At 69.6% G+C, this 17,436-nt stretch carries 18 protein-coding genes; 8 read left to right on the top strand and 10 right to left on the bottom strand.

Annotated features, from left to right (window positions below; all coding sequences use genetic code 11):
* Positions 1–184 precede the first annotated feature (184 nt).
* The 3 genes from ACTIE5_RS18500 to ACTIE5_RS18510 are packed head-to-tail and all read right to left on the bottom strand — an operon-like array spanning position 185 to position 2,722.
* Positions 185–721, bottom strand: a complete 537-nt coding sequence (locus tag ACTIE5_RS18500) for a DUF934 domain-containing protein (protein ID WP_439551185.1) — start codon at positions 719–721, stop codon at positions 185–187.
* Positions 708–2,399, bottom strand: coding sequence for a nitrite/sulfite reductase (locus ACTIE5_RS18505; protein WP_439551186.1), 1,692 nt, complete (start codon positions 2,397–2,399; stop codon positions 708–710). The genes ACTIE5_RS18500 and ACTIE5_RS18505 overlap by 14 nt, the downstream gene beginning before the upstream one ends.
* 5 nt (positions 2,400–2,404) lie before the next feature.
* Positions 2,405–2,722, bottom strand: coding sequence for a DUF2849 domain-containing protein (locus ACTIE5_RS18510; protein ID WP_439551187.1), 318 nt, complete (start codon positions 2,720–2,722; stop codon positions 2,405–2,407).
* A gap of 227 nt (positions 2,723–2,949) precedes the next feature.
* On the opposite strand from ACTIE5_RS18510, the gene cobA reads away from it, so the two are divergent.
* Positions 2,950–3,756: a uroporphyrinogen-III C-methyltransferase gene (gene cobA, locus ACTIE5_RS18515; RefSeq protein ID WP_439551188.1), complete on the top strand. Its 807-nt coding sequence runs from the start codon at positions 2,950–2,952 to the stop codon at positions 3,754–3,756.
* On the opposite strand, the gene ACTIE5_RS18520 is transcribed toward cobA, so the two are convergent.
* Positions 3,753–4,205 carry an RrF2 family transcriptional regulator gene (locus ACTIE5_RS18520; protein WP_439551189.1) on the bottom strand — a complete coding sequence of 151 codons (453 nt, stop codon included), beginning with the start codon at positions 4,203–4,205 and terminating at the stop codon, positions 3,753–3,755. The genes cobA and ACTIE5_RS18520 overlap by 4 nt on opposite strands.
* Before the next feature lie 138 nt (positions 4,206–4,343).
* Between ACTIE5_RS18520 and cysK the strand changes: the two genes are divergently transcribed.
* Positions 4,344–5,330 (top strand): cysteine synthase A, encoded by a 987-nt coding sequence (cysK, locus tag ACTIE5_RS18525; protein ID WP_439551190.1) that lies wholly within the window; start codon positions 4,344–4,346, stop codon positions 5,328–5,330.
* 6 nt (positions 5,331–5,336) lie between these two features.
* Here cysK and ACTIE5_RS18530 read toward each other — a convergent pair whose 3' ends face one another.
* From ACTIE5_RS18530 to ACTIE5_RS18555, 6 genes are all read right to left on the bottom strand, one after another.
* Positions 5,337–7,094, bottom strand: coding sequence for an ABC transporter transmembrane domain-containing protein (locus tag ACTIE5_RS18530; protein ID WP_439551191.1), 1,758 nt, complete (start codon positions 7,092–7,094; stop codon positions 5,337–5,339).
* 129 nt (positions 7,095–7,223) lie between these two features.
* Positions 7,224–8,543: a TRAP transporter large permease gene (locus tag ACTIE5_RS18535; protein WP_439551192.1), complete on the bottom strand. Its 1,320-nt coding sequence runs from the start codon at positions 8,541–8,543 to the stop codon at positions 7,224–7,226.
* Complete coding sequence (locus tag ACTIE5_RS18540) at positions 8,540–9,058, bottom strand: TRAP transporter small permease (protein ID WP_439551193.1); 519 nt, start codon at positions 9,056–9,058, stop codon at positions 8,540–8,542. Before ACTIE5_RS18540 ends, ACTIE5_RS18535 begins: the two co-directional genes overlap by 4 nt.
* 83 nt (positions 9,059–9,141) lie before the next feature.
* On the bottom strand, positions 9,142–10,140 hold the full coding sequence (locus ACTIE5_RS18545) for a TRAP transporter substrate-binding protein (RefSeq protein WP_439551194.1): 999 nt from the start codon (positions 10,138–10,140) through the stop codon (positions 9,142–9,144).
* Positions 10,141–10,229: 89 nt separating this feature from the next.
* Entirely contained in the window at positions 10,230–10,667 is a 438-nt protein-coding gene (locus ACTIE5_RS18550; protein WP_439551195.1) for a MaoC/PaaZ C-terminal domain-containing protein, read from the bottom strand.
* Positions 10,664–12,202, bottom strand: a complete 1,539-nt coding sequence (locus ACTIE5_RS18555) for an acyl CoA:acetate/3-ketoacid CoA transferase (protein ID WP_439551196.1) — start codon at positions 12,200–12,202, stop codon at positions 10,664–10,666. Before ACTIE5_RS18555 ends, ACTIE5_RS18550 begins: the two co-directional genes overlap by 4 nt.
* A 64-nt stretch (positions 12,203–12,266) precedes the next feature.
* Here ACTIE5_RS18555 and ACTIE5_RS18560 point away from each other — a divergent pair, with 64 nt between their 5' ends.
* The 6 genes from ACTIE5_RS18560 (at position 12,267) to ACTIE5_RS18585 (ending at position 17,432) form a co-directional block, all read left to right on the top strand.
* Positions 12,267–12,995, top strand: a complete 729-nt coding sequence (locus ACTIE5_RS18560) for an enoyl-CoA hydratase/isomerase family protein (RefSeq protein ID WP_439551197.1) — start codon at positions 12,267–12,269, stop codon at positions 12,993–12,995.
* Positions 12,992–13,999, top strand: coding sequence for a Gfo/Idh/MocA family protein (locus ACTIE5_RS18565; protein WP_439551198.1), 1,008 nt, complete (start codon positions 12,992–12,994; stop codon positions 13,997–13,999). The genes ACTIE5_RS18560 and ACTIE5_RS18565 overlap by 4 nt, the downstream gene beginning before the upstream one ends.
* Positions 14,000–14,042: 43 nt before the next feature.
* Positions 14,043–15,044 (top strand): ABC transporter ATP-binding protein, encoded by a 1,002-nt coding sequence (locus ACTIE5_RS18570; RefSeq protein ID WP_439551199.1) that lies wholly within the window; start codon positions 14,043–14,045, stop codon positions 15,042–15,044.
* 71 nt (positions 15,045–15,115) lie between these two features.
* Entirely contained in the window at positions 15,116–15,811 is a 696-nt protein-coding gene (locus ACTIE5_RS18575; RefSeq protein WP_439551200.1) for an SDR family NAD(P)-dependent oxidoreductase, read from the top strand.
* The gene (locus ACTIE5_RS18580; RefSeq protein WP_439551201.1) at positions 15,808–16,083 is read left to right on the top strand and encodes a (2Fe-2S)-binding protein; all 276 of its coding nucleotides are present in this window, start codon (positions 15,808–15,810) and stop codon (positions 16,081–16,083) included. Before ACTIE5_RS18575 ends, ACTIE5_RS18580 begins: the two co-directional genes overlap by 4 nt.
* Positions 16,080–17,432, top strand: a complete 1,353-nt coding sequence (locus ACTIE5_RS18585; RefSeq protein ID WP_439551202.1) for an FAD-dependent oxidoreductase — start codon at positions 16,080–16,082, stop codon at positions 17,430–17,432. The genes ACTIE5_RS18580 and ACTIE5_RS18585 overlap by 4 nt, the downstream gene beginning before the upstream one ends.
* Positions 17,433–17,436 lie beyond the last annotated feature (4 nt).

Consider the following 17,436-nt stretch of genomic DNA (forward strand, 5'->3'; position numbering starts at 1 on the left):
TCCCCCTTCAATCGATGGGTGACGGGAGGGGCCAGGAACGCGCGCTTGTCCCGCGGTCGTTCTGTGCCCCTCCCGTCACCCATCGATAAAAAGCCTGGGGTCCAGGGGCCCGCTGGTCCCTGGCAAAGGGGGTGCGGGGGAAACGGCGTTTCCCCCGCGAGCCACCCGCGCATACCGTGCCCGCCTACCCCCCGCCCGGCGCCCCGCCGGCGCCCTCATCGTGTCGCGCCAGGCTGACGCGGCGGCGCAGCAGGTTCGCGTGGCCGTCGCCGGTGATGGCGGGTTGGTAGGCGAGGGGGATGGCATCCCGCATGCGGGTCCAGGTGGTGGTGTCGGTGTTGTCCGGCACGGTCACCGTGGTGACGCCGCAGCGCAGCAGCGCCGCGTATTGGTCGGGGATCACGTGGCCGGTGGCGCGGATCTCCCCGGTGTAGCCGTGGTATTCGCGGAGCGCCCGCGCCTGGGTGAAGGCGCGGCCGTCGCGGTGTTTCGGCAGGGTCAGCGCCACCAGCGCCAGGCGGGGCAGCCAGCGTGCCAGCACGGCGGGGTTGGTCCCGGGCGGCAGCGCCACGCCGAGGGGCGCGTTGCGCCCGGCCAGCGCATCGCCTTCGCGGTGGAGGCGATCGATCGACACCAGCGCCGCGCAATCCGGCAATGCTTCGTCGTCAGCGACGTTGAGGAATGGGTCCGCGACCAGCCGGCCGTCTTCAAGCAGGGGCATAGAGCGCCTCCTTGAATGGCGCCGGGCCGATGCGGCGGTAGGTGTCCTTGAAGGGTTCGCCGGGCTCGCGATGCGCGACATAGGTGTGCACGAGTGTTTCGACGGCGTCGACGACGCTGTCGTAGCTGAAGGCGGGGCCGATCAGCTCGCCGATCGTCGCGTCGTTCGTCGCCGATCCGCCGAGGGTGATCTGGTAGACTTCCTCCCCCCGCTTATCCACGCCGAGCAGCCCGATATGGCCGACATGGTGATGCCCGCAGGCGTTGATGCAGCCGGAGATGTTGACGTGCAGCGTCCCGATATCGAGCTGCCGGTCGAGGCTCGCGAAGCGTTCGCTGATGCGCTGCGCGACGGGGATGCTGCGGGCCGTCGCCAGCGCGCAGTAATCCATCCCCGGGCAGGCGATGATGTCGCTGATCAGCCCGACATTCGGCGTGGCGAGGCCGTGCTGCTTCAGCCCCTGCCACAGCGCGTGCAGGTCTTCCTGCCGTACATGCGGCAGCACCAAATTCTGCACGTGGCTGACGCGGATTTCGCCGAAGGAGAACGCCTCCGCCAGCGCCGCCACCGCCTCCATCTGCTCGGCCGAGGCATCGCCCGGAATGCCACCGATGGGCTTGAGCGAGATGACGACGGAGACGTAGCCCGGCGCGCGGTGGGGATGCGTGCTGTTGCGCGCCCAGGTCGCGAATTCCGCATCGGCTTGCATCGCACGGCGATACCGCGGCGGGTCGTCCCGTAGGGTAGCGAAGGGCGGCGGCGCGAAATGCGCCTCGATCGCTTGCACCACCGCGGGGTCCAGCCGGTAGCGGCCTGCCGGCATCGCCGCCAACTCCGCCTCGACCAGGCGACGGAACTCATCGCCGAGGTCGCGGACCAGGATCTTGATGCGCGCCTTGTAGATGTTGTCGCGCTGGCCGAGCGCGTTGTAGACGCGCAGCACCGCTTCCATCGTCGCCAGGAAGTCGGCTTCCGGCACGAAGTCGAACAGCTTCGTCCCGATGATCGGCGTGCGCCCGAGCCCGCCGCCGACCCAGATCTCGAAGCCCGTCTCGCCGGCCTCGTTCCGCTTCGCCGTCACGCCGATGTCGTGCACCTTGATCGCCGCGCGGTCATGCGGCGCGCCGGTGATGGCGATCTTGAACTTGCGCGGCAGGTAGGTGAATTCGGGGTGCAGCGTGGACCATTGCCGCAGCACCTCCGCATAGACGCGCGGGTCCACCAGCTCATCCTTCGTGGCGCCGGCGAATTCATCGGTGGTCACGTTGCGCACGCAGTTCCCGCTGGTCTGGATGGCGTGCATGTCCACGTCGGCCAGCGCCTGGAGCATGTCCACCACATCCTCCAGCTTCGTCCAGTTGAACTGGATGTTCTGCCGCGTGGTGAAATGGCCGAAGCCGCGGTCCCAGCGCCGCGCGATGTGGCCGAGCTGCCGCATCTGCCGCGCATCGATCACGCCATAGGGGATGGCGACGCGCAGCATGTAGGCGTGGAGTTGCAGGTATAGGCCGTTCATCAGCCGCAGCGGCTTGAACTCGTCCTCCGTCAATTCACCGGACAGACGCCGCGCCACCTGGTCGCCAAATTCCGCGATGCGCGCGGCCAGGAAGTCCCGGTCCACCTCGTCATGGCGATAGGTGCGGGCATGGGGCGGGATCGCGTGGGTCATCTGGTCCATGGCGGTCAGGACGCCAGGCGCAGCGTCGCGCGCGGCGCCGCATCGATGGTCGGGCCCTGCGCCCGCAGCCTTTCCCGGAATTTCAGCGGCACCGCCCCGGCCGAGACCTCCACCAGATAGGCGCCGACCACGATCCGCGCCTTCTCCGCCGCCTGACCCAGCGCCAGCGCCGCCGCGGCGTCCGCGGCCGCGAAGACCCGTGCGGCGGCGACATCGCCGGTCCAGCCGGCGCTGCCCAGCCAAACCACGCGCCCGGTGCGCAGATCATTGGCGGTGACGACCACCGGGGCGGTGGCTGGGCGGATCTTCGCCGGTGCGGACATGGCTGCTTCCTTCCCGTCGGCGTGGGGCGCACGCCGCAATGACCAGGGGATGCCTGATTAACGCAGCACGGTCGCGTATTCAACGGTATCAAACGACAAAAGATCGCGAAAACAGAAAACCTTCCATAGAACGGACATGATATCGGTGATTCGGCCGCCAAATACGCTATTGTTGATCGTGATAGAGTGTGGTGTTCTCCGGATGGCAAGACACACGATGGTATTCCGTGAATAATTGCTCTGCCCTAGGCCCCGCCCATGGTCCACGCCCCGGCGAGGTCTGGCTGGTCGGCGCCGGCCCCGGCGACCCCGGCCTTCTCACGCTGCGCGCGGCGGAGGCGCTGAAGCGCGCCGACCTGGTGCTGCACGATGCCCTGCCGGGCCGCGCCGTGCTGCGCCTTGTCCGCCCGGGGGCGGAGGTCGTGGCGGTCGGCAAGCGCAAGGGCGCCGCCCCCGTCAGCCAGGCCCGGATCAACGCCCGCCTGGTGGCCGGCGCGCGGGCAGGGCTCCGCGTCATCCGCCTCAAGGGCGGCGACCCCTTCGTCTTCGGGCGGGGCGGGGAGGAGGCTCAGGCGTTGGAGGAGGCCGGCATCCCCTGGAAGGTCGTGCCCGGCGTCACCGCCGGCACCGCCGCCCCCGCCGCCGCCGGCATCCCGCTGACGCATCGCGGCGTCGCCAGCGCCGTCACCTTCGTCACCGGCCATGATGAGGGTGGCAACCTGCCCGGCGCGGTGGATTGGCATGCCCTGGCGCGGGTCGGCGGCACCATCGCCGCCTTCATGGCGCTGTCGCGGCTGGATGAGATCGCGCTGCGCCTGCTCGCCGGCGGCCTGAGCGCCGCGACACCGGTCGCCGTCATCGCCCAGGCGACGACGCCCGGCCAGCAGGTGCTGCACAGCATGCTCGGCACCTGCACCCTCGATGCCCGCCGCGCGAACCTGCCCACGCCGGCCCTGGTGGTGATCGGGGAGGTCACGGCGCTCGGCCTCGGCGCCCTCCAGCCGGCGGAGGAAGCGCGCCGGGCGGCGTTCTAGATCGCGAAGTTCAGCGGCTCCGTCGCCGGTCGCTTCAGCCCGGCGGCCTGGGCGCGCTTCAGCAAATCATCCAGCGTCAGGCCGGCGAAGCGTTCCCGCAGCCCGTCCTCCATCTCCCGCCACAGCGGCGCCACCACCGCCACCTGCAACTTGCCGGTCAGGTCGCCCGGCATCGCCTCCGGCTCCTCCGTCACTGCGCCGATGATCTCCAGCAGCTTGATGTCCCGCGGTCTGCGCCCCAGCCGGTAGCCGCCGCGCGGCCCGCGCACGCTGTCCAGCAACCCCGTGCGCGAGAGCGCCTGGAAGACGGGCTCGATCCCCCGCCGCGCCGCGCCCATCCGCTCCGCCACCTCGGCGCCGCCCGTCACCTCTCCCCCGCGCCCGGCGTGGAACCCCACATCCAGCATCACGGCGATTGCGGTCATGACACGGTCCTGGCGGAGCAGCATTTTTCTCGAATCCCGCGCGTTGGAGGCAACGCTATCTACGGCTTTTCCGCGTGATTTGCCAGCCCTGGCATGGACAGCCCGTTCCGCCCGCGCCAGAACAGCCGCATCAACGCCGCGCGCAGCCGAAGGCTTCCCCGCATGCCCGACCGTTCCAGCCGGAAATCCACGCCCGCCTTGGCCACCGGCCACGGCCGTGTCTATGGCAGCGTCCTCGACATCGTCGGCAACACCCCGGTCGTGCGGCTGCCAAGGCTGGAGGCGAAGGAAGGCCTCGCCGCCCACCTCGCCCTCAAGCTGGAATTCTTCAACCCGCTCGGCTCCGTGAAGGACCGCATCGGCCTTGCGATGGTGGAAGCCGCGGAGCGCGAGGGCCTGATCGCCCCCGGCCGCTCAACCCTGGTGGAGCCCACCTCCGGCAATACCGGCATCGCGCTCGCCTTCGTCGCCGCCGCCAAGGGCTACCGCCTGATCGTCGTCATGCCCGACGGCGCCAGCATCGAACGTCGCAAGATGATGAAGCTGATGGGCGCGGAGCTCGAACTCACCCCCGCCCGCCGCGGCATGGCCGGCGCCATCCAGCGGGCGGAGCAGATCATCGCCGCCACCCCCGGCGCCTGGATGCCCCGGCAGTTCGACAACCCCGCCAACCCCGCGGTGCATGAGGCAACGACGGCGGAGGAGATCTGGGCCGATACGGGCGGGGAGGTCGATGCCATCATCGGCGGCGTCGGCACCGGGGGCACGCTGACCGGCATCGCCCGCGCCCTCAAGCCCCGGCGCGCCGGCCTGCGCATCATCGGCGTCGAGCCCGCCGAATCGGCGGTCCTGTCCGGGGAGGAACCAGGCCCGCACGATATCCAGGGCATCGGCGCCGGTTTCCGCCCCTCCGTCCTCGAACTCGAACGCCTCGACTCGATCATGCGCGTGTCGGAACGAGAGGCCCTGGCCGCCGCCCGCGCCTGCGCACGGGAGGAAGGGCTGCCCATCGGCATCTCCTCCGGCGCCGTCCTGCACGCGGCGCTGGAGGTGGCGCGCGATCCCGCGATGAAGGGCCGCCTCGTCATCGGTATCGCCGCCAGCTTCGCCGAACGCTACCTCAGCACCAGGCTGTTCGAGGGGATCTGAGGGTCCTCACGCTTCCCCGAACTGAAGCGCCGCCAGGCGGGCATAGAGCCCGCCCTCCCGCACCAGCGCCTCATGCGTCCCCATCGCCACGATGCGCCCGGCCTCCATCACCACGATCCGGTCGGCGTTGCGCACGGTGGCCAGGCGGTGCGCCACCACCAGCGTGGTGCGGCCGCGGGACAATGCCTCCAGCGCCTGCTGCACCACCTGCTCGCTTTCCGCATCCAGCGCGCTCGTCGCCTCGTCCAGCAGCAGGATCGGCGCATCGCGCAGGATGGCGCGCGCGATCGCGATGCGCTGCCGCTGCCCGCCGGACAGCGTGACGCCCCGCGCGCCGAGATGCGTGTCATAGCCCTGCGGCAGCAGCCCGATGAAGCGATCCGCCGCCGCCGCCTCCGCCGCCGCGCGCACCTCGGCATCGCTCGCATCCGGCCGCCCGTAGCGGATATTCTCCGCCACGCTGGCGGAGAAGATCGCCGCATCCTGCGGCACGATGCCGATCCGCCCCCGCAGCGCCGCCGGATCGGCCTGCGCCACATCCACCCCATCCACCAGCACGCGCCCGGATTGCGGATCGTAGAAGCGCAGCAACAGCTGGAAAACCGTCGTCTTGCCGGCGCCGGAGGGCCCGACCAGCGCCACCGTCTCCCCCGGCTCCACGGTCAGCGAAAACCCGTCCAGCGCCGCCGCATCCGGCCGGGTCGGGTAGCGGAAGCCCACATCCTGGAAGGCCAGGCGCCCAGCGGCCGGCACCGGCAGCGCCACCGGGTTCGCCGGCGCCGCGATGGCGGGCACCGCGGCCAGGATCTCCAGCAGCCGGTCCGCCGCGGCCGCCGCGCGCTGGATCTCGCCCCACAGCTCGCTCATCGTGGCGCCCGAACTCGCCAGCAGCACGGCGTAGAAGACGAAGGCGGACAGCTCGCCCCCCGTCATCCGCCCCGCCACCACATCCTGCCCGCCCACCCAGAGGCTGAAGGTGATGGCGCCGAAGCCGAACAGGATCACCGCCAGGATCAGCGCGGTACGTGATGCGATGCGGCGCAGGGCGGCGCCGACGGACCGCTCCACCTCCTCCCCGAAGCGCTTGCGGTCCTGCGGTTCATGCGTGAAGGCCTGCACGATGCGCAGCCCGTTCAGCGCTTCCTCCGCCGTCGCCGCCAGATCGGCCACCCGTTCCTGCGCGGTCTTGGAGAGTTTGCGTTCCCGCCGCCCGAACAGCACCAGCGGCGCCACCACCAGCGGCAGCACCACCAGCATGATGCCGGCGAGCTTCGCGCTGGTCGCCACCAGCATCGCCAGCGCCCCCAGCCCCGTGAGCGCGTTGCGCAACCCCATGGAGATGGCGGAGCCGATCAGCGATTGCAGCAGCCCCACATCCGCCGTCATGCGGGACAGGATGTCGCCGGTGCGCGCCGTTTCGAAGAAGGCGGGGGACAGGGACAGCACATGGTCGAAGACCCGCCGCCGGAGGTCCGCCGCCACCCGTTCGCCGAGCCATGACACCAGATAGTATCGGGCCGATGTCGCCACCGCGAGCACGGCGACGATCCCCCCCATGGCCAGCGCGGCGCCGTTCAGCCCCTCCGCGCCGCCGCTGAAGCCGTTGTCGATCAGCCCCTTCAGCCCCTGGCCGATGGCCAGCGTCATGGCCGCGGCCACGAACAGCGCGACCACGGCGCCGATGGCGCGGGGCAGGTAGGGGCGAAGCTGCGGCAGCAGCAGACGCAGCGAGGTGATCGGCGCGCGGGGGGGATTCGGGTTCACCCCCCCAAGGTGGCGCTTCCCCGCCGGGTCGGAAACCCCCGCAACCCGGCATGAAAAAACCCTCTCCCCCGGGCGGGGGAGAGGGTGGGATGAGCGTGGGCGCGCGCCTTTCGGCGTGGAGTGCCACGCCTATTTGAGAAAGTCCGGCTCGATCAGACGGGGCAGCAGCAGCGCCATGTCCGGCCACAGGATCAGCAGCGCCAGCACCCCGAACATCGGGATCAGCATGATCATCGTGTCCTTCAGTGCATCCGTCATCCGGATGCCTGCCACCGAACAGGCGATCATCAGGCACAGCCCGTAGGGCGGCGTCACCAGCCCGAAGGCCAGCGACACGATGGAGATCATCGCGAAGTGGATGGGATGCAGCCCCGCATGTTCCGCCATGGGCTGCAGGATGGTGCCGACGATGATGATCGCCGGGATCGCATCCAGGAAGCAGCCCACGATGAGGAAGACGAGGGAGATGAAGAACCCCGTCGCGACCGGCCCCATGTCCCAGGCGATGACGCCGGACAGCATGGCTTCCGGGATCTTGTAGTAGGCCAGCAGCCAGCCGAAGGCGCTGGCCGTGCCCACGCAGAACAGCGTGATGCCGGACAGCTTGCCCGTATCCATGAAGGCCGTGCGCAGGCCCTTCATGTCCATCTCCCGGTACACGAAGATGGACAGCGCGCCGGCGTAGAGCACCGCGATGCAGGCCGCTTCCGTCGCCGTGAACCAGCCGAAGATCTTGCCGCCGATGATGATGAAGGGCGTCAGCAGGGCCGGCACCGCCACGATGAAGGCGGCGAAGAATTCGCGCAGCGTCGCCCGCGTATAGGTCGGGTAGTTTCGCATCTTCGCATAGACATGCACGGTGGCCATCTGCGCCACGCCGATCAGCAGCCCCGGCAGCACGCCGGCCAGGAACAGCCCGCCGATGGACACCGTCAGCACGCCACCCCAGACGATCATCAGGATGGATGGCGGGATGATGACGGCGAGCACGGCGGAGACGGCGGTGATGGCGACGGAGAAGCTGTCATCATAGCCCTCCCGCCGCTGCGCATCGATGAAGATCTTGGACTGGCTGGCCGCATCCGCCGTCGAACTGCCGGAGATGCCCGCGAAGAAGATCGAGAGCACGACATTGATCTGCGCCAGGCTGCCCGGCATGTGGCCGACGATGGCGCGGGAGAATCGCACCAGCCTGTCCGTGATCCCGCCGATGTTCATGAGGTTCGCGGCCAGCAGGAAGAAGGGCACCGCGATCAGGATGAAGCTGTTGAAGCCGTTGAACGTCTCCTGCACCATGATCATGGGCCAGAGGCGATCTTCCAGCAGCAGCAGCGGCAGGCAGGAAAGGCCCAGCGCCACGGCGACCGGCACGCGCAGGAATAGCAGCCCGAAGAAGCCACCGAAGAGGAAGGCCGCGGCCTGCCCCGCCGAAAGGGTGGAGGCCATCATTTCAGGGGTTCCTCGGCACCGGTCAGCACCGCCAGGTCATCCCAGATGCGCTCTGCCATGAAGATCAGGAAGGTCAGGCCGGTGATCGGCCAGGCGATGTAGATGGTCCAGAGCGGCAGCTCCGCCAATTCGCTGATGCGGTACCAGGCGCTGTCCGTGAATTCCCAGCCCCACCACACGAAGACCAGGGCGAAGATCACCACGAAGAAACCTGCCAGCAGATCCGCCGCCGCCTTTCCGCGTCCCTTCAGGTTGGGGAAGAGATCGACGTTGAAATGCGTGCCTTCCCGGATCGCGACCATGGCGCCGATCATCACGGTCCAGACCAGCAGGAAGCGGCTCGCCTCCTCCGTCCAGATGTAGCGCGGCAGCAATTCCGTGAAGCGCGCGAAGATCTGCAGCGCGACGGGCGGGATGATGCTGGCGACGGAGAAGACCAGCAGCCATTCCAGGAAGCGGGCGTAGTATTCGTTGAAGCGGCGCAGCGCGCCACGAACGCCGGATTGCGGCGCCATGCTGGTGATTCCTTGGAATGGCGGCATAGGGAAGATAGGCGGGGTGGCACGCGCCACCCCGCCGGTCACGTCACCCGATCACGTCACGAGGTGATGGCGTTGATGCGGGACTGGATGCCCTCGGCATCGATTTCCCGCGCATAGGCCGCCATCACCGGCAGCACGGCGGCGTTCATCGCCGCGCGCTCGGTGAAGGGGATGCGGCGCAGGCGGCCCGCGGTCTCCAGCGCCGTGATCTTCTGCTCATCCTCGCTGCTCTCGGTCTGGCGGCCGAAGACGCCGGCTTCACGACCCGCGCGGCGGACCGCTTCCTGCAGTTCACGCGGCAGGCGCGCCAGCGTCTGGGAGGAGAAGCAGAGCGGGCGGATGGTGATGGCGTGCTGCGTCATCAGCAGGTTCGGCCCCACCTCGAAGAACCGCATCTGCTCGACACCCGCGGCCTCGTTCTCGCCGGCCTCGATGACGTTGTTCTGGATGGCGTTGTAGACCTCGTTATAGGCGATGACCTGCGGCGCCATGCCGATCGCCTGGAAGGTCCGCGACCAGATCGGCGCGCCCTGCACGCGCACGCGCAGGTTCCGCAACTCCGCCATGTTTCGCGCGGGGCGGGAGGAGAAGATGTTGCGGACGCCGCCGCCGGCATAGCCGATCAGCTCGACGCGCGCGCGCCGCGCCACCTCATCCGCCACCGGCTTGAACAGATCCTGGTCCAGCACCGTGTTCCAATGGGCCAGGTCGCGGAACAGGAAGGGCGCGTCGATGAAGGGCGCCGCGCGGCTGAAGGTGGACATGTGGGCGGGGCTGACGATCGCGTAATCCACCGCGCGGCCGGCCGACATGTATTCGAAGAACTGCTTCTCCAGCCCCAGCGAGCTGTTCTTGTGCATGACGAAGTTGATGGGCCGCCCGTAATACTGCTTCACCAGTTCCTCGAACCGCGTCATGCAGCGGTTGAAGACGTGATCGTCGTTGAACTGGCTGGCGCCGTTCAGCGTGATCGGGGCCTGGGCGATGACGACACTGGGCGCGGCCAGCAGGCCGGAGGCAGCGGCGATGCCGCCGAGCAAGGCGCGACGTTCCATGAACTTTCTCCCCATTGATGTGGCCGGGTCAGGCGCCCGGCTCCGGCAGGGAGGCTAGCGCGGTCCCGCCCCGCTTGGGAACCGCCCAGTTACCGGGATTCCGTCACCCATTTGAGGATGTGCCGCGCCACCAGGCAGCGCGTCCCATCCGCCTTCACCACCTCGCAGGCCGCCTCGCTCCGCCCCCTGGCGGGATCGACGCTCTCCACCCGGTAATGCGCCGTCAGCCCATCCCCCACGAAGACCGGCGCCAGGAAGCGCACGCGGTCATAGCCCAGCGAGACCGGCACCCCCTCCGCCCCCGCCGCGATGGCGCGATGCGCGATGCGCGACGCGGTGGAGGACAGGAGCCCCAGCACCAGCGCCCCATGCGCGATCCGCTGGCCATAGGCGGTGCGGGCGGCATAGGCCTCATCGACATGCAGCGGGTCATGGTCCCCCGTGATCTCCGCCGTCAGCAGCAGGTCGCGCTCCGTCACCATCTTGGTGAAGCGCTCCTCCGCCCCGGCCTCGATGCCGAGTCTCACAGCGCAGCCAGCCTGGGATTGGCGGGCTTGCCGGGCTTGCCCGCGATCTCCGCCGCCAGCCCCATCCGCGCCGGGTCGAACAGCCGCGCATCCATCGCCCGCAAGCCAGGGTGCACCGCCGGCCGGAACCCCATCCGCCCGGCCACATCCTCCACCGTCAGCCCCGGCGCGATTTCCACCAGTTCCGGCCCCGATTCCCCCAGCCGGAACACCGCCGCCTCCGTCACATACAGCACCGGCTGCCCGCGGCTGCGCGCATAGGCGCCGGAGAAGGTGATCTGCTCCACCTCGCGCACCGCCTTGGGCTTGCCCCCGGCCGTCAGCGTGCCGCCGAAGACCACGCGCTTCGCGTTCTGGCTGATGTTGATGAAGCCGCCCGGCCCGATCAGCTTCCCCCCGAAGCGGCTGACATTGACGTTCCCCGCCGTATCGAATTCCGCGAAGGACAGGAAGGCGAGGTCCAGCCCCCCGCCATCGTAGAAATCGAACTGGTAGGGCTGGTCGAGCTGCGCATCCGGGTTCATCGCCGCCCCCGCATCGCCGCCACTAGCCGGCGCGCCGCCGACATTGCCCTGTTCATTGGTCAGGCAGATGGCGTCGAGGCACCCTTCCTCCGCCGCCACATTGGCGATGCCGGTGAAGATGCCGGAGCCGAGGTTGCAGATGGCGCGTGGGAACAATTCCAGCGCCCCGCGCCTCGCCACCACTTTCCGGGAGTCCTGCGGCAATACCGGGATGTCATCCAGCGGCACGCGAAGCTCCCCCGAATAGGCGGTGGAATAGGGCACCAGGAAGGTCTGTTCCTGGCTCGGCTCCACCACCACCAGGTCCACCAGGATGCCCGGTATCTTCACCATCTTCGGATGCAGCGATCCCCGCGCCGCCATGCGCTTCACCTGCACCACCACGATGCCGCCGCAGCGCTTCGTCGCCTGCGCCTCGCTCAGCATCTCCAAGGTCACCGCCTCCTGCTCCATGGAGACGTTGCCATCCTCATCCGCCGTGGTGCCGCGCAGGAAGGCGATGTCGATGTGATAGGGCTTGAAGAACAGCATCTCCTCGCCCCGCACGATCTCCAGCGTTACCAGATCCTCGATGGCCGACGCACTCTGCCGCCCGCCCTGCAGCCGCGGATCGACGAAGGTGTGCAGTCCCGTCTTCGTGAACAGCCCCATCCGCCCCGCCGCCATCTCCCGCATCAACTGGGACAGCGCGCCCTGCGGCAGGGACCAGGCCTCGATCTCATCGGCCAGGGCCATGCGGCCCACGGGCGGGCTGTTGACGAAGCTGCCCGCGATGTTGCGCCGCAGCAGCCCCTTCTGCGCCAGATGCCCCATGCCCCGATGGCCGCCATCGCCGACTCCGACGGGATGCAGCGCCGTGATCCCGCGCGGCGATGCCTCATCCCGGAAGCGTTGCCCGAGTGCCGCCAGCAGCGCATCCGGCACCGCATGGCCGCCGCCCGACCCGCCGATCAGCAGCGTGTCGCCATCCCGTACCAGCGAAGCCGCCTGCGCGGCCGAGACCCTGCGCATCCCGCCCATTCCCTCCGGTTCATTTGCGGCTACCCTATCCCCCAACGATCGGGGATGGAAACGCATGGACGGGCAGGTCACGCTGGCCAGGGAAGGGGCTGTCGCGTTGCTGACGCTCGACCGTCCCGCCAAGCACAACGCCATCACCAACGCGATGGCGGAGCAGCTCGCCGCCCATGCCCGCACGATCAACGCCGATGAAGCGATCCGCGCCGTGCTGCTGGAAGGCGCCGGTCCCCGCGCCTTCTGCGCCGGCATGGACCTCAAGGCCATCGAGGCTTTTCGGACGCCCTGGGATTTCCGGCATCGCCCGGACTACCCCGGCGCGGTGCGGTCCATCCGCAAGCCCGTCATCGCCGCGCTGAAGGGCTGGGCGCTCGGCGGTGGCTTCGAACTCGCACTCGCCGCCGATATCCGCCTGGCCGCCCCCTCCACCCGCATCGGCTTCCCGGAGGTGACGCGCGGCTGGGTCGGCGGCGGCGGCGCCAGCCAACTCCTCCCCCGCCTCATCGGCCAGGGCCAGGCCCTGCGCCTGCTGCTGACCGGCGACACCATCGATGCGGAGGAAGCCCAGCGCCTGCGCCTGGTCGAACAGATCGTCGCGGAGGATGCGCTACAGGCCGAGGCCCGCGCGCTGTGCGAAAGGATCGCGTCCTTCCCCCCCGTCGCCACCCAGGCCGTGAAGGCTGCCGTGCGCCAATCCTTCGAGGCCCCGCTCACCGCCGGCCTCGCCTATGAGAACGAACTCAACGTCCTCTGCCTCGCGGCATTGCGCGAAGGAACCGCCCCATGATCGGCATCGGCATCATCGGCCTCGGCATGGCCTCCCAGCCCCACATGCTGGCGCTCAAGGACCTGGAGGCAGCCGGCCAGGCCCGCATCGCCGGCGGCTTCTCCCCCAGCGCGGATCGCCGGGCGGCCTTCGCCGCCCGCTGGTCGGTGCCCGTCTTCGACACGCTGGATGGCGTCATCGCCGCCAGCGACCTGCTGCTGGTGCTGACACCCCCCGGCACCCACCTGCCGCTGATCCAGGCCGCCGCGGCCGCGGGCCGGCATGTGCTGGTGGAAAAGCCGCTGGAGATCACCGCGGAACGCGCCCAGCGGATGCTCGACGCCGCCGCCGGCATCACGCTCGCCGTGGTGTTCCAGCATCGCTTCCGCCCGGCCTCGCTGCGCCTGAAGCAGGCCATCGAGTCGGGTGCGCTCGGCACGCTTCTCTCCTGCTCCGCCTCCATCCGCTGGTGGCGCGATGCCGCCTACTTTGCGCAACCAGGCCGAGGGATGAAGGCCCGCGATGGCGGCGGCGTGTTGCTGACGCAATCCATCCACACGCTGGACCTGCTGCTGCACCTCGCCGGCCCCGTGGACCGCCTGGCCGCGCTGGCCCGCACCAGCCCGCTGCGTGCCATCGATACGGAGGACATCGCCGCCGCCACCCTCCATTTCGCCAGCGGCGCGATCGGCGTGCTGGACGCCACCACGGTGGCGGAACCCGGCTTCCCCGAACGGATCGAGATCGCCGGCACCGGCGGCAGCGCCGTGCTGGTCGCCGAACGCCTGGAACTGCACCTGAAGGGCCAACCCGTCGAAATCCTGGACCGGGGCATGTCCGGCGGCGGCGGCGCGGACCCCATGGCCTTCGACCACGGCCCCCACCGTTCCATGATCGCGGAGGTCCTGGCGGCGATCGCGGAAAAACGTCCACCCAGCAACAGCGGCGCCTCCGGCCTTTCCGTCCAGCGGACGATCGAGGCCATTCTCCGCAGTGCGAAGGATGGAAGCTTCGTCACGCTGTAGCCCCCGCTTGAAGCCGGCCCGTCGCTGGCGCAACGTGGCCGCGATGGACAAGCCCGCCCTCGAACTCCCCGCCTTGCAGCTGATCGGCCTCCGCACCGAATTCCGCATCGGCGGCCGATGGCACCCCGCCGTGCGGGACCTGTCGCTGACGCTCAACAGGAACGAGACGCTGGCCCTGGTCGGGGAAAGCGGCTGCGGCAAATCCGTCACCGCGCTCTCCGTCATGGGCCTGGTCCAGCCGCCCTATGGCCGCGTCGCCGCCGGCCGCATCGTGCTGGATGGCCAGGACATCGCGGGCCTGTCGGAAAAGCAGCTGGAATCCGTGCGCGGCAACCGCATGGCGATGATCTTCCAGGAACCCATGACCAGCCTGAACCCGGTCATGACCGTGGGCGACCAGGTGGCGGAGTCACTGCGCCTCCATCGCGGCATGGACCGCAAGGCCGCGCTGGCCCGGGCGAGGGAACTGTTCGAGGAGGTGAAGATCCCCTCCGCCGCGCAGCGCCTGTCGGAATACCCGCACCAATTCTCCGGCGGCATGCGCCAGCGCGTGATGATCGCGATCGCGCTGGCCTGCGAACCCGCCGTGCTGCTGGCGGATGAACCCACCACGGCGCTGGACGTGACCATCCAGGCCCAGGTGCTCGGCCTGCTGGCCGACCTCCGCGCGAAATACGGCATGGCGGTCGTCTTCATCACCCACAACCTCGGCGTCGTCGCGCAGATCGCGGACCGCGTCGCCGTGATGTATGCCGGGGAGATCGTGGAGCAGGGCCCGGTCGAGGCCATCTTCGCCAACCCCCAGCACCCCTATACCCGCGCCTTGTTCTCCGCGATCCCGCGCCTCGATGCTGCCGGCCAGGCGCTCTCCGCCATTCCCGGCCGCGTGCCGCCGCTGGATTCCATGCCCGCCGGCTGCCGCTTCGCCGCCCGCTGCCCGCAGAAGCGCGCGGGCTGCGAGCAGGAACAGGTGCTGGCCGAGACCGAGCCCGGCCACGCCGCCCGCTGCCACGTCGCCACCGGAAAGGTTTTGGCCGATGCTTGATCCCGCCCGCCGCGGAGCGGCATCAGGTACCCGCCGCGGAGCGGCATCAGTAAAGGCCGACGGGGTCCCTCATGCTTGACCCCGTCGGCAGGGTGGTCCTCATCACCGGCGGCACCCGCGGCATCGGGCGGGAAGTGCTGCGCCGCCTGCACGGCTCCGGCTGGCTCGTCTCCGCCGGCATCCGCGGCAGCGCGTCCAAGCTCGCCGCTGGCCCCGACCTCATGCTCCACCCCTGGGACGCGGAGAAGGATGGCGCCTCGGAGGCCTGGGTCGCCGCGACCATGGCCCGCTTCGGCCGGATCGACGCCGTGGTGAACGCCGCCGGCATCAACCCCATGGGCCGCCTGCTGGATGAGGATGAGACCCCCATCGACCAGCAATGGCGCGTGAACGTGAAGGGCCCCATGCGCCTGATCCGAAGCGCCTGGCCGCATCTGGTGGCCGGCGGGCAGGGCAGGGTGGTCAACCTCGCCTCCCTCTCCGGCAAGCGGGTCGCGAATGAGAATCTCGGCTACGCCATGAGCAAATTCGCCGTCGTGGCCCTGACGCAGGAGGTCCGGCGCCTCGGCTGGGAACACGGCATCCGCGCCACCGCAATCTGCCCGGGCTTCGTCGCCACCGACATGACCACCAAGGCCAAATGGCCCCGCGATGCCATGAGCCGGCCGGAGGATGTGGCCGTCCTGGTCGAAACCGTCCTCCGCCTCCCCAATTCCGCAACTGTCGGGGAGATTAAGGTTAATTGCCGGTTCGAGGCCCTGGCATGACCGTCACGCGCCTGGTGGACCAGGACCGGCCCGCGCTGTCATTCACCGTGGATGGCGCGGAAATCGTGGGAAAACAGGGCGATACCCTGCTGACGGCGATGCTGGCCGGCGGCCTGACCCATGTCCGCACCAGTGAATTCGGGGATGGCGGAAGGGCCGGCTTCTGCTGGATGGGTGCCTGCCAGGATTGCTGGGTTCGTGTGGAGGGCTCTGGAATCCGCCGCGCCTGCACCACATTGGCGGAACCTGGAATGAAGGTGATCCGTCGATGAAGAGAGTTGTTGTGGTTGGCGCCGGCCCGGCCGGCATCCGCGCGGTTGAACAGCTTGTCCGGTCGGGCCTCCGCCCGATCTGGATCGATGAGGCGCCTGATGGCGGCGGCCGCGTCACCCAGCGCCCGCCCGCCGGCTTCAAGCGGGATGCCGCCGCCCTCTACGGCGCCGATGCCGGCCGTGCGAAGCGCCTGCACGCGACGCTGGATGCGATGAAGCCGCGCACGGATTGGCGGCCGGACACCCTGGTCTGGAACATCCGGCCGGAGACCCGCACCCTCCAGACCCTCACCGGCGGCACGGAACAGGGGGAGGTCACCTACGACGCCCTCATCCTCTGCACCGGCGCGGTGGACCGCGTGGTGCCGATCCCCGGCTGGACCATGCCCGGCGTCACCACGCTGGGCGGCGCGCAGGTGGCCCTCAAATCCCAGGGCGTGGGCATCGGCATGTCCCCCGTCCTCATCGGCAGCGGCCCGCTGCTGATCCTGACGGCGCTGCAATACATCAAGGCGGGCGCGAAGCCGGCCCTGGTGCTGGACACCACCCATTTCCTGCAGAAGTTCTGGGAAACCTCCGGCCTGCTCTGGAACACGCCGACCTTCCTGCGCGGCGTGATGATGGATTTCCGCCTGCGCCTGTCCGGCGTCCAGTATGTCGAGGACGCCACCCCCCTCGCGATCGAGGGCGACAGCGCCGTCACCGCCATCCGCTGGCGCGATACCAGTTGGAAGGAACACGTCACCCCCTGCGATGCCGTGGCGCTGGGCTGGGGCCTGAAGCCCGAAAGCCAGCTGGCGGACCTGGCCGGCGTGCCCTTCGACTACGACACGAAGCAGCAGAACTGGGTGCCCCGCCATGACGGCGCCGGCCGCACCCAGGTGCCTGGCGTCTTCCTGGCCGGTGATGGCGCCGGCATCGGCGGCGCGGATGTCGCGGAATTGTCCGGCGCCCGCGCGGCCCTCGCTTTGCTGGCCGATGCCCACCTGCCCAGCGATGCCGCGCTGACGGTCCACCTGGACACGCGGCTTCGCACGGAAGCCCGCTTCCGCGCTGCGCTGGACCGCGCCTTCCCCTATCCCGCCAAGCTGGCGGCGAAGATGGCGGATGATGTCTCGGTCTGCCGGTGCGAGGTGATCAGCGCCGGCGAACTCCGCGCCGCCGCGGCCGCCGAGGCGCCGGAGATGAACCGCGCCAAGGCCTTCTCCCGCGTCGGCATGGGCCGCTGCCAGGGCCGCCTCTGCGGCCCGCCGGCTGCCGCCGTGTTGGCCGATGCGCTGGGCGTGAAGGTGGATGAGGTCGGCCGCCTGCGCGGCCAGCCGCCCGTTAAACCCATACCCGTTCAGTAGGTCG

Origin of the sequence: Falsiroseomonas sp., from assembly GCF_051859025.1 — a bacterium.
In the GTDB taxonomy this organism is placed as follows: Bacteria; Pseudomonadota; Alphaproteobacteria; order Acetobacterales; family Acetobacteraceae; genus Falsiroseomonas.